The organism is Sorangium sp. So ce362, from assembly GCF_051519845.1.
Classification (GTDB): Bacteria; Myxococcota_A; Polyangia; order Polyangiales; family Polyangiaceae; genus Sorangium.
In genome coordinates, this window is sequence record NZ_CP150332.1 from 3893710 (window position 1) to 3905323 (window position 11614).

The 11614-nt window shown below is 71.6% G+C and carries 9 protein-coding genes; 4 read left to right on the top strand and 5 right to left on the bottom strand.

From position 1 onward, the window contains the following. Positions 1-3: 3 nt before the first annotated feature. The 5 genes from WMF17_RS15250 to WMF17_RS15270 form a co-directional block, all read right to left on the bottom strand. Positions 4-2076: a bifunctional aldolase/short-chain dehydrogenase gene (locus WMF17_RS15250; protein WP_437602799.1), complete on the bottom strand. Its 2073-nt coding sequence runs from the start codon at positions 2074-2076 to the stop codon at positions 4-6. 46 nt (positions 2077-2122) lie between these two features. Then, on the bottom strand, positions 2123-3439 hold the full coding sequence (ahcY, locus tag WMF17_RS15255) for an adenosylhomocysteinase (RefSeq protein WP_437602800.1): 1317 nt from the start codon (positions 3437-3439) through the stop codon (positions 2123-2125). Further along, positions 3436-4542, bottom strand: a complete 1107-nt coding sequence (locus WMF17_RS15260) for an ArsR/SmtB family transcription factor (protein ID WP_437604257.1) — start codon at positions 4540-4542, stop codon at positions 3436-3438. Before WMF17_RS15260 ends, ahcY begins: the two co-directional genes overlap by 4 nt. A gap of 150 nt (positions 4543-4692) precedes the next feature. Then, positions 4693-5988, bottom strand: a complete 1296-nt coding sequence (locus WMF17_RS15265; RefSeq protein ID WP_437602801.1) for a M16 family metallopeptidase — start codon at positions 5986-5988, stop codon at positions 4693-4695. Beyond that, complete coding sequence (locus WMF17_RS15270; protein WP_437650141.1) at positions 5985-7787, bottom strand: peptidylprolyl isomerase; 1803 nt, start codon at positions 7785-7787, stop codon at positions 5985-5987. The genes WMF17_RS15265 and WMF17_RS15270 overlap by 4 nt, the downstream gene beginning before the upstream one ends. Positions 7788-7916: 129 nt before the next feature. Here WMF17_RS15270 and WMF17_RS15275 point away from each other — a divergent pair, with 129 nt between their 5' ends. From WMF17_RS15275 to WMF17_RS15290, 4 genes are all read left to right on the top strand, one after another. Then, positions 7917-8426 (top strand): hypothetical protein, encoded by a 510-nt coding sequence (locus tag WMF17_RS15275; protein ID WP_437602804.1) that lies wholly within the window; start codon positions 7917-7919, stop codon positions 8424-8426. A gap of 87 nt (positions 8427-8513) precedes the next feature. Beyond that, on the top strand, positions 8514-8888 hold the full coding sequence (locus tag WMF17_RS15280) for a PilZ domain-containing protein (protein WP_437602805.1): 375 nt from the start codon (positions 8514-8516) through the stop codon (positions 8886-8888). A gap of 128 nt (positions 8889-9016) precedes the next feature. Further along, positions 9017-9442 (top strand): hypothetical protein, encoded by a 426-nt coding sequence (locus tag WMF17_RS15285; RefSeq protein WP_437602806.1) that lies wholly within the window; start codon positions 9017-9019, stop codon positions 9440-9442. A gap of 10 nt (positions 9443-9452) precedes the next feature. Then, complete coding sequence (locus WMF17_RS15290) at positions 9453-11552, top strand: ATP-dependent DNA helicase (RefSeq protein WP_437602807.1); 2100 nt, start codon at positions 9453-9455, stop codon at positions 11550-11552. Positions 11553-11614 lie beyond the last annotated feature (62 nt).

Here is an 11614-nt window from a genome sequence, read left to right on the forward strand (position 1 = left end):
GGCTCAGCGGGGGAACGCGGCGGCGTTCCCGCCGTCGACGGTCACGACGCAGCCCGTCGTGGCCTCGGCGGTCGCGAGGTAGACGAAGGCCTGCGCCACGTCGGCGGCGGTGGTCTCGCGCCGGAGCAGGTTGTCGCGGAAGTAGTCGTCGACCGAGACGTTGCGGGCGCGGGCGCGGGCCTCCAGCAGACCGGCGCCGAACAGCGCGGTCCGGATGCGGTCGGCGTTCACGGCGTTCGCCCGGATGCCCTGGGGGCCGAGGTCGACGGCGTACTGGCGCATCAGCGCGACGAGCGCCGCCTTGGCGACGGAGTACGGGCCGAAGTCGGGCCCCTGGTTGAACGCGCTCTTCGACGCGTTGAACAGGAGCGCGCCGCCCGAGTCCTGGGCGAGCAGCACCCGCGCCGCCGCGCGGGCGACGTTCTGGTGGCCGAGCAGGTTCAGCTCGAGCGAGGCGCACAGGGCCTCGTGTCCCTCGGACGTGTGGATGGGCCCCGAGAACGCGCGGCCGGCGTTCGACACGACGACGTCGACGCCGCCGAAGTGCGCCGCGGCCTGCGCGAACGCCCGGTTCACGCTCGCCTCGCTGCGCACGTCGCAGGCGATCTTCGTGCAGCGGCCGCGGTGGCGTCCCCCGAGCTCGGCGGCGGCCTTCTCGAGGGGCTCCTCGTCGCGATCGGCCAGCACCACGTGCGCTCCCGCGGCGAGGAACGCCGCCGCGGTCGCGTGGCCGATCCCCGAGGCGGCGCCCGTCACCAGCGCGATCCGCCGATCGAGCGGGCCCCTCTGCCCCGCCCCGAGCTTCAGCTTCGCCTGCTCGAGGCTCCAGTACTCCATGTCGAAGAGGTCGAGCTCCGGGACCGGCTGGTACCCGCCGAGCGCCTCGGCGGCCTCGATCACCGAGACGGTGTGATCGTAGACGTCCGCGACGATCTCCGCCTCGGCGTGCGAGCCGCCGACGCACAGCGCGCCCACCCCGGGGAAGAGCAGCACCCGCGGGAACGGATCGAGCTCGTCGCGGGCGACGCCCCGCGCGGCGCAGGAGCGGCGGAAATAGTCGTGGTACTCGGCCACGTACCTCGCGATGGCCTGCTCGACGGCCGCGCGGAAGCGCGCCGTGTCGGTGACGTCGCCGCCGTCGACGATGAGCGGCCGCGCCTTGGTGCGGATGACGTGATCCGGGGTCGCGCAGCCGATCTGCGAGACCCGCGCGACGTCGTCGCGGTCGCAGAACGCGATCAGCTGCAGGCTGGTGCGGAGCGTGCAAACCCAGGGGCGACCCGAGGCGCGGGCGAGCGCGCCCCGGACGACCGGCCCGATGGCGGCGCGGAACTCCGGATCGGGCGCCGCGACCGTCGGGTGCGGGACGATCGCGCTGCGCTGGGCGATGTAGCGCTCGGCGCGCGTCACGGCGTCGATCATGCGCGCATAGCTCTCCTCCGCGGTGTCGCCCCACGTGAAGACCCCGTGCTTGTCGAGGATCATCACCGACGGGAGCGCCCCTTGCGCGAGGCGCGCCCGGACGAGCTCGGCGACGCGACGGGCGAGCGCGAAGCCCGGCATGACGTACGGCACGAAGAGCGCCTGGTCCCCGTAGATCTCGCGCACGACCTCGGCCGAGCCGGGCTGATCGATGACCGAGAGCACGGCGTCCGCGTGGGTATGATCGACGAACTTCGCGGGGAGGATCGCGTGCAGCAGCGCCTCGACCGACGGCGTGGGGCTCGATGGATCCAGCATCTGGCCGCGCAGGAGCGCGACCATCTGCTCGTCGGTCATCGCCTCGAGCTCGCACGCGCGCTGGAGCGGCGCGAGGCGGCACGCGGGGAAGCCGCGCGGCTCGATGGTCGCGAGATCCCACCCGCTGCCCTTGATGAAGAGCACGTCGACGCGATCGCCGAGCAGGTCGACGGCCGTGCTCTTGACGCTCGTGTTCCCGCCGCCGTGGAGCACGAGCGACGGATCGGCGCCGAGCAGGCGCGAGGTGTAGACGCGGAGGGCGAGATCCTCGCCGCAGGTAGCGGCGTAGGTGTCGAGGTAGCGCTGGGCTTCGTCCCTGCTGTGGCGAGGATCCATCGTTCGGCCGCCTACCCCAGCGGCGGAGGCGCCGAAAGCCCGCCGCTCAGTAGCGGTAGTTCTCGGCCTTGAAGGGGCCCTCGGCGGGGATGCCCAGGTACTTCGCCTGCTCCTGCGTGAGCTCCGTCAGCTCGACCCCGAGCTTCGGCAGGTGCAGCGCGGCGACCTTCTCGTCGAGCTTCTTCGGCAGCAGGTGGACGCCGACCGTGTACTTCTCCGTCCACAGGGCGATCTGCGCGAGGACCTGGTTGGAGAACGAGGTCGACATCACGAACGACGGGTGGCCCGTGGCGCACCCGAGGTTCACGAGCCGGCCGCGCGCGAGGACGATGAGCCGCTTGCCGTCCGGGAAGATGAAGTGATCGACCTGCGGCTTGATGTTCTCCTCCTTGATCTCGGGGTTCTTCTCGAGCCACGAGATCTGGATCTCCGAGTCGAAGTGGCCGATGTTGCAGAGGATCGCCTCGTCCTTCATCGCGGTCATGTGCTCGGCGCGCACGACGTCGGCGCACCCGGTCGCCGTGACGAAGATGTCGGCGACCGGGGCGACGGTCTCGAGGCGCTTCACCTCGTAGCCCTCCATCGCCGCCTGCAGCGCGCAGATCGGGTCGATCTCGGTGATGATCACGCGCGCCCCGAGGCCGCGCAGCGACTGCGCGCACCCCTTGCCGACGTCGCCGTAGCCGCACACGACGGCGACCTTGCCGGCGAACATCACGTCGGTGGCCCGCTTGATCCCGTCGCCCAGCGACTCGCGGCAGCCGTAGAGGTTGTCGAACTTGCTCTTCGTCACCGAGTCGTTGACGTTGATCGCGGGCACCTTCAGCTTGCCGGCGCGGTGCATCTCGTAGAGCCGGTGCACGCCCGTCGTCGTCTCCTCCGAGAGCCCGCGGATCGGGTCGGTGCCGGCGAAGAGCTCCGGGTGCTTCTCGTGGGCGATGATCGTGAGATCGCCGCCGTCATCGAGGATCATGTTGGGCCCCTTGCCGCCCTTGAAGGCGTAGATCTGCTGCTCGATGCACCAGTCGTACTCCTCGAGCGTCTCGCCCTTCCAGGCGAAGACCGGGATGCCGGCCGCCGCGATCGCCGCCGCGGCGTGGTCCTGCGTCGAGTAGATGTTGCAGCTCGACCAGGTGACCTCGGCGCCGAGGGCGACCAGCGTCTCGATCAGCACCGCGGTCTGGATCGTCATGTGGAGGCAGCCGGCGACGCGCGCGCCCTTGAGCGGCTGCGACGAGCCGTACTCGGCCCGGAGCGTCATCAGGCCCGGCATCTCCTTCTCGGCGATGCGGATCTCCTTGCGACCCCAGTCAGCAAGCGTGATGTCGGCGACCTTGTAGGAGAGCTTTTTCTCAGCAGTCATGGTGTCCCTTTGCCTTTTCCGGTGAATGCGCTCGAGCGCGCGCCGCGCCAGCCGACGAGCAGCTGCCAAACGAGGTGTCGATCCGGACCTTCGCCCTGCCAGGCGGACGGCAGCCGCCGGATCTCGACGCCGGAGAGCCCGGCCTCCTCGGCGAGGCACCGGAGGTCGTCCGGCGAGAAGCCGAGCCAGATGTCCGCCTCCTGCTCTCGCAGGGTCTGATCGTGGTGCGCCTCGTAATCGAGCACGCACACCGCGCCGCCGCGGGCGTGCGCGGCGTCCTCGCCGCGGCCGGGCGCGGCCGGCCGCGCGAGCTCGACGAGGGCGCGCATCGCCCTCGCCGGCTGCGGCGCGTGGTGCAGCACGCGGGCCGCGAGGACCACGTCCGCGCCGCCGGAGAGGGCCTCGCCGGCCTCCGGCGGACCGCCGCCGAGCGCGCGGGCCACGGCCTGGATCACCTCGGGCCCGTCGATCTCGCCGCACACGAGCTCGACGTTCTCGAGGCTGCGCCGCCGCAGGCGCTCGCCCGCGAGCTGCAGCTGGGCGCTCGCGCGATCGAGCGCGACGACGCGGTCGAAGACGGGGGACAGCACCTCGAGCAGCGCCCCATCGCCGGTGCCCGCGTCGACCGCCAGCCGGCGGTGGGGCAGGAGCGGCGCGAGCGCGGCGAGGTACGCGGCGAGCTCGGACGGCGGCCCCGGGCGCAACGGGCGCCCGCCGCGCGCGAAGAACTCGCGCGTCTCGGCGTCGCGCGCCGCGAGCACCTCCTCGATGCGCGCGAGCGTCCCGTCGGCCGCGCACGCGCGCCGCCCCGCGCGCACGGCGTCGTCGACAACGGGGTCGCTCGTGGCGCGCGGGTCGAGGCGGAGCAGCGTCCACGTGCCCTGACGGCGCGCCAGCAGGATCCCCGCCTCGCGCAGCGCGGCCGCGTGGCGCGAGATCTTCGGCTGGCCCTCACGGAGCAGCTCGGCCAGCTCGCCGACCGCCAGCTCCTCCGCTGCGGCCAGGCCGAGGAGCCGCACCCGCACCGGATCCGAAAGGAGCCGGTACAGCTCGCACCGCGCGACCGCCCCCATCGGCTCGGCCGAGACCTCCGTGAGCGTCATCACGGTTCACATATATGTATCGATGCGCATGAATGCAAATTGAAAGTTCACGCGCAGGAGCGCACGTGCGGTGACGCGGACGTCCGCCAGTCAGGCGCGGACGGGCTCAGTCGAGCGATTGGACGGGAGCCGCTGAAGTTGCGGACGGGATCAGCCGAACGAGCGGACGGCCTTGTCGAGCTTCGCCTCTTCCGAGGAGCGGAGCAGGCCCACGGCCACCACGGTGAGGCGCTCCGGCCGGAACAGCGCGCGCGCGGCGTTGCGCACGTCCTCGGCCGTGACGCGGGCGAGCTCCTCGTGCCGCGCCTCCGGGGTGCGGGTGATGTCGGCGAGCGCGGCGAGCCCGTGGAAGCCCGCGGTCGCCTCGGCGTCGTCGAGCATCGCCTCCACCGACCACAGGTGGCGGTCGCGCGCCTTGGCGAGCTCGTCCTCGCGCGGGCCGACCTCGGAGAGCTCGCGGAGCAGCGAGAAGATCTCCCGGACCACCACGGTCGCGCGGTCGTGCTGCACGCCCGCGGCGATGTCGACGACCCCGTCGTCCTCGTAGGCCTCGAACATCCCCGACACGTCGTAGCAGAGGCCCAGCCGGTCGCAGATCCGCTCGTACAGCCGCGTCGACATGCCGTCGTCGAGGACGCGGAGCAGCATCTCCACGGCGGGCTCGCGCGGATCGCGCTCGCTCACGCCACGGAACGCGACCCGCAGCTCGGTCTGGCTCGACTGGTTCTCGATGAAGCGGAACCTCGGCTTCTTCTGTCCGTTCGGCGGCGGCGCGGCGGGCACCTGCTCGCCGCGCGGCATGGCGCCAAAGTGCCGCTCGACGGCCCGCGCGCACGCGTCTGGATCGAGCCGCCCGGCGAGGCAGAGCACCGCGTTCGCCGTCGTGTAGTGCCGGGCGTGGTGGGCGCGCAGCATCGGCTCGTCGAAGCGATCGAGCGCGTCGATGCCGCCGGTGATGGTGAAGCCGAGCGGGTGCCGCTCGTACATGAGGGAGCGCGCGTTGTTGTCCGGGTCGATGTCGCGCCCCTCGTCGTCGAGGTCCTCGAGGATCTCCTCGCGCACGATGCCGCGCTCGACCTCGATCGCGGTGAAGCGGGGCGACGTGGCGACCTCGCCGAGCAGGGCGATCACCGGCTCCAGGTTCGCGGGCGGCACGGAGATGCTCATCACGCCGTGGTCGACGTGGGTCGCCGCGTAGAGCGTCCCGCCGAGTCGCTCGAACGCGAGCGCCTGCGCGTGCGCCGACGGCAGCGTCGGCGTCCCCCGGAACACCATGTGCTCCAGGAAATGGGAGATCCCGTTGTTCTCCTGGTTCTCGAACCGCGAGCCGACGCGCAGGTAGAGCGAGGCGACCGCCCGGTGAACGTGCGGCTGCGGGACGAGGACGACCTTGAGGCCGTTCGAGAGGAGGACGTCGCGAGCGTCACGCGGCGGGAGCGACGTCATTCCCCCTCGTCCCCGAGCGGGAGCTCCGACTCGCCGGAGCCGTCCTCGGCCGGCCTGGACTCCTTGAGGAGGTTCTGGTCGTACTTCACCTCGCTGCCGATCGTCGACTTCAGCCGGCGCATGTACCCGATGAGCGCGTCGTTCTGCTTCGCGGCGCGCATCGCGGCGGTGTAGAACTCGCGGTCCTTGTCCCATTGCTCCTGGCTCGCGGACGTCTTCTCCTTGAGCTGGATCACGGCGTAGCCGTTCTCCAGCGCCACGACGTCCTTGGGCAGAGCGCCCGGCTTGTCGAGCTGGAAGGCGATGCGCGCGGCCTCGGTGCTGTCCCTCGCGTCCGTGATCGGGGAGCCCGACACGTTGAACGGCAAGCTCGTCTCGACGGTCGGCCGGTTCGGGTGGTTCGCCATCGTGTAGGGCGGCCGCGCCTCGCCAGGCTCGGCCTGGCCGCCGTCCTTCGCGCCCTCGCTCTTGTTCCCGTCCTGCTTCGCGGCGGCGGGCTGCGCCCCCGCGGCGGCGCCGGCCTTGTCCTTCGCGGGCGCGGGCGCGAGCTGGGCCAGGTAGGCGGCGAGCGCGTCCTCCAGCGACTTGCCGCCCGCGGCGGCGGCGAGCACCTGCTTCGCGGCCTCGGCCGCGAGCCGCTCCGACTCGTGGGCGATGTACAGGTCGCGCGCCGTCTCCAGCCGGCCGATCCTCTCGGCGTCGGCGTCCTTCGCGATCTGCTCGAGCTTGAGCACGTGGAAGCCGTCCTCGGTCTCGATGAGGTCCGACACCTCGCCCGCCTTCATCTCGAAGAGCTTGTCCTCGACAGGCTTGCTGAGCCGGCCCTTGGTCACGCAGCCGAGCTCGCCGCCGCGCGCCGCGCTCGGATCGTCGCTCGCGCTGCGCGCCACGTCGGCGAAGCCCTCGCCCTTCTTGAGGCGCTGGACCGCCGCCTCGATCCGGGCCTTCGCGGCGGCCTTGCCCGCCTCCGGCCCCTGCTCGGCCTCCGCGGGCTGCACCTCGACCATGAGGTCTCGGGCGACCCGGCACTCGGGCAGATAGTGCGCCTTGCGCCCCTCCCAGGTCTTGTCGAGCTCTTCTTTGTTGACGTCCGCCCAGGCCTGGATCGCCTTCTCCGAGGTGTCGACGATGAGGTCGCTGTAGAAGCGCCGGTCGAAGCGCACGTAGCCGAGCGTCCGGGTCGACTTCTCGCGCGAGAACTGCTCGAACGCCTCGCTCTCACCGACCCGGACCCGCGCGCGGATGAGGTCGCGCATCCGCGCGGCGACGAGCTCCTTCCGCTGAGTTTCGCGGAAGTCCGTCGGGCTCATCTTCGTGATGTTCCGGATTTGCTTCTCGTACTGCTTGCTGTCGAACTTCTTTGTCTGGCGGTTGCGGACGTCCAGGTAGCGAATCAGGTCTTCCCGGAGATTCAGGGCGTAACCGACCTGGCGGATCTTGTCCGCCGGCAGCGAGACACGCACCCTGCCGGCAACGAGCTCGGCCGTGAGCTCGTCGTCCGAGACGCTGATCCCGAGGCGCTCCGCGTCCTCGTTGAGCAGCCACCGCTCGTAGAGCCCCTCCGCTGTGAGCCGCCGGTACCCCATCGCCCGGAGGCGGTTTTCGTCGACGGCGCGCATCGCGAGCAGGTTCCTCGAGGCATTGAAGTCGACCGAGGAGATGCAGCTGCCTCGGACCTCGACGGCGCAGCTGCTCGCGGTCGACTGCACGGGGCCCGTGCTCGGGCGGAACTGGACGATGAAGACGACGGCGATCGCGATGACGATGGCAGCGCCGAAGATTTGGCTCAATCTGTTCACGAAGGGCTTGCTCCCGGGGCGTGCGCCGCTCGCTCCTCGAGCGGCCTCCCGCCTTGGCCAGGCGCGGCATAGCACGGCGTCGACGGCGTGTCTTTACGGCGGTCGAGAGCGGGGCTAGGGGCACAGGCCATGGCAAGCTCGAAGTCACACCTCCCTGATTGCGGCCTCTACCTGACGACAAAGCCGCTCCCCGGAAACGAGGACAAGGTGCCTGCCGGCATCCTCGTCTCCTTCCACAACCACTCGGACAACGGTCTGCCGACGGTCACGACGCCTGATCACAACGTGCACAACCGCTGGCACTTCCACGGCCCCGCCGTCGCGTTCCGGGGAACGACGTGGGCGGACTCGCTGCAGCGTCTCCCCGCCGAGGGGTTCTACACGCTGCGCAAGGAGCTCTCGTTCGACGGCGGCAACTGGCCGAAGGGCACGCTGGTGCAGCTCGGTTACACGCAGGCGGGCATGCCTATCCTGTTCATCGCCCGCGTGCGATCGCGGCTCCAGGAGAACGACCTCTTCTTCTCCGACAAGGGCGTGGGCATCAAACGCGACCAGCTGTCCCTGCTCGAGCCCGTCTCCGTCTTCGAGGAGCCGAACGACGGCTCCGGTCACAAGCCCGACCATGCCGAAGCCCACTGAGCGGTCCCACGCTCCCGTCCCTGCTGGATATCAGCCGTAGCCAATATTTCTGTCCTCGGGCACGGCTTGTGCTTGTAAATTTCTTCTGTGATTCGACGCAGAACCCTCACTCCCCCGTCGCTCCAGATTCCCCCTGAGCTCCTGGCCAACCGTCGCAGGAGCCCGCGCCGCGAGCTGAGCGAGCGGGTCCGCCTCGAGGCCGCCGACCGCGCCGTCTCCGGCTGGACGCTCAACATGAGCGTCGGCGGGCTCCGGGTGGTGATAGAAAATTCACTCGACCCCGGCACGGAGCTAACGGTCTGGCTCGACGGTAGATCTCCGCGCCCGGGTCGGATCATGTGGGTGCAGGACGAGCCGGACGGGTCGATCGTGGGGGTCTGCTTCCTGGATGCCCCCGAGGGGGCAGAGGTCCCGGGTCGCCTGGACGACGGGGCGTCGAGGTCGTCACGGTCGAGCTCGTGAGCGGGCACAAACGCGCCGGCCCGCCAGAGCGCCCCACCCCGGTCAGCGCTGGCAGCTTGACGAGGCACCCGTAATTTTGCGATGGATGGTCCTGCTCGCAGCTGGGGGTAGCCGGAAACCAGCGGAAGATGCCGACACCCGCGGAGATAAAGAAGGCCCTGCTCCAAGCCGGATTCGAGGTTTATCGCACCCGTGGCGACGCCGTTCAGGTCGCCGAGCGGGTGCGGGAGAACCTCCTCATGGACTCGGGCATCGTCGTGGGCGCCGAGCCGCTGCGGGTCGGGTTCGTCGTGCGCGCCCAGCGCAACGACTTCCCGGGCGCGACGGACGAGCAGCTCTTCGAGCGGGCGCGGCGGATGGCCGAGCCCGCCGTGGCGCGAGGCTACACCGAGGGCGAGGCCGCGCTCCTGCACGTCCGCGACCCCGGTGACGCCGAGCGGACGCTGGACACCTGGTGCGAGGTCCAGTTCGAGAAGCCGGTCGCGTCGCTCGAGCTCGCCCTCGGCGAGGTGGGGTTCGCCCTCTCGCTCGAGAAGACTGCCCTGCCGCGGTAAGCGGTCAACGATGCCCTTCGACCGAGCCGCGAGCCTGCTCGGGCCCTCGGGCCCGTTCGCGCGCGGGCTGCCGGGGTACGAGGACCGCGAGGGGCAGGTCGCGATGGCGAGCGCCGTGGAGCGGGCGATCGCGGAGGACCGCATCCTCCTCTGCGAGGCGGGCACCGGGACCGGCAAGACGCTCGCGTACCTCGTCCCCGCCATCCTGAGCGGCCGCAAGGTCGTCGTCTCGACCGCGACGAAGGCGCTCGAGGACCAGATCTACACGAAGGATCTGCCGCTCGTGGCCGAGCACCTCCGGCTGGATCCGCGCGCGGCGCTGGTGAAGGGGCTCGGCAACTACCTCTGCCTGCGCCGCTTCAACGAGCTCCGCCAGAGCCCCGGCGCGGGCGCCGGGACCGCGGGGCGCTCGCTGCCGCTCATCGAGGCGTGGGCGCAGGAGACCGAGATGGGCGACGTGGCCGAGCTCGCCTACCTCGCCGAGGGGGATCCGGTCTGGCGGGAGGTGGCGTCGTCCAGCGAGACGCGGCTGGGCGCGTCGTGCGACTACTTCGACGAGTGCTTCGTCACGCGGATGAAGCGCGACAGCGAGGCGGCGCGCCTCCTCATCGTCAATCATCACCTCTTCTTCGCGGACCTGGCCCTGAAGATCGCCGGGGCGCGCCGCGGCTTCGCCGGCGCGGGCGCGCTCCCGCCGTACGATGCGGTCATCTTCGACGAGGCGCACCAGCTCGAGGACATCGCGACGAGCTTCTTCGGCGTCCGCGTCTCGCGCGCGCGGGTCGACTCGATGCTGCGCGACGCGGACCGCGCGTTCATCACGTCGGGCCTCGCCGACCGCATCCTCGGGCGGGGCGAGGGGACGGCGATCACGGCCATCGTGCGCGAGTCCGCGGACGCCCTCTTCGATCGGCTCGCCGCGCTCGGCGGCGCCGCGGGCAGCGGAGATCGCGGCGACTCCCGGGTCCCGCTCGCCAGGGACGCGTGGTCCGGCGAGCTGCTCGGGGCCTACCATCGGCTCGACAACCACCTCGAGGCGCTCGCGGGGTACGCGAGCGCGAACGCGAGCAGCGAGGCGGTGCAGCTCGTCGGCAACCGCGCCGCCCAGCTGCGGGACGACGCCGCGCGGATCGTCGACCCCGGGACGAACCAGGTCACGTGGGTCGAGGTGCGCGGCCGCGCCGTCTCGTTCGGCGCGTCGCCGGTCGATCTCGGGCACATGCTGCGCGAGCACGTCTTCGAGCGGATCGGCGCCGTGGTGCTGACGAGCGCCACGCTGACCACGGGCGGCTCCGCCGGGTCGGGGTTCCGCTTCCTCCGCTCGCGGATGGGGCTCGACGCGGACGTGCCGGTGCCGGTCGACGAGCTCACGGTTCCATCGCCCTTCGACTACCCGAACGCGGCGCTGCTCTACACGCCGCGCGACCTGCCCGAGGCGACCGACGCGGCGTTCGTCGAGCGCGGGGCCGATCGCATCGCCGAGCTCATCGGCATCACGGGCGGCGGCGCGTTCGTCCTCTGCACCTCGGTCCGCGCGATGAACGCGCTGGCCGCCGCGCTCCGCGTCCGGCTCGCGCGCGCCGCGGCCGAGGCCCGGGCGGGCGGGGGCGCGCCGCGGCAGCCGGCTCCGCTGCTCGTGCAGGGGGACGCGCCGAAGGGCGCGCTGCTCCGCCGCTTCCGCGCCGAGCGGCACGCCGTGCTGGTCGCGACGATGAGCTTCTGGGAGGGCGTGGACGTCCCCGGCGAGGCGCTGCGCCTCGTGATCATCGAGAAGCTCCCGTTCGCGGTGCCCACGGATCCTGTCGTCGCGGCCCGGTGCGCGGCGATCGAGCAGGGCGGCGGCAACCCGTTCATCGCCTACAGCGTCCCGCAGGCCGCGATCACCTTGAAGCAGGGCTTCGGCCGGCTTATCCGCGGGCGCACCGATCGGGGCATCGTCGCGATCCTGGACCGCAGGGTCCGCACGCGCGGCTACGGCCGCGTGCTGCTCGACAGCTTGCCCGACGCGCGCCGGACCGAGCGAATCGAGGACGTGCGCGCGTTCTGGGCCGCCGCGACGGCCGGCGCGGGAGCGGAAGGCGAGGAGCGCCGGCCGGGAGAGGCGCCCTGAGGCGAGGCGCAGGGCGAGCGTCCCGGTGAGGCGGTCGCGGGGCGGGGCGAGCGGCCGCTCCG

Bases quoted from the DNA above. Each gene is read 5' to 3' on its own strand.
- WMF17_RS15250 (WP_437602799.1), bottom strand. From the start codon at position 2,076: ATGGATCCTCGCCACAGCAGGGACGAAGCCCAGCGCTACCTCGACACC.
- ahcY (WP_437602800.1), bottom strand. From the start codon at position 3,439: ATGACTGCTGAGAAAAAGCTCTCCTACAAGGTCGCCGACATCACGCTT.
- WMF17_RS15260 (WP_437604257.1), bottom strand. From the start codon at position 4,542: ATGACGCTCACGGAGGTCTCGGCCGAGCCGATGGGGGCGGTCGCGCGG.
- WMF17_RS15265 (WP_437602801.1), bottom strand. From the start codon at position 5,988: ATGACGTCGCTCCCGCCGCGTGACGCTCGCGACGTCCTCCTCTCGAAC.
- WMF17_RS15275 (WP_437602804.1), top strand. From the start codon at position 7,917: ATGGCAAGCTCGAAGTCACACCTCCCTGATTGCGGCCTCTACCTGACG.
- WMF17_RS15285 (WP_437602806.1), top strand. From the start codon at position 9,017: ATGCCGACACCCGCGGAGATAAAGAAGGCCCTGCTCCAAGCCGGATTC.
- WMF17_RS15290 (WP_437602807.1), top strand. From the start codon at position 9,453: ATGCCCTTCGACCGAGCCGCGAGCCTGCTCGGGCCCTCGGGCCCGTTC.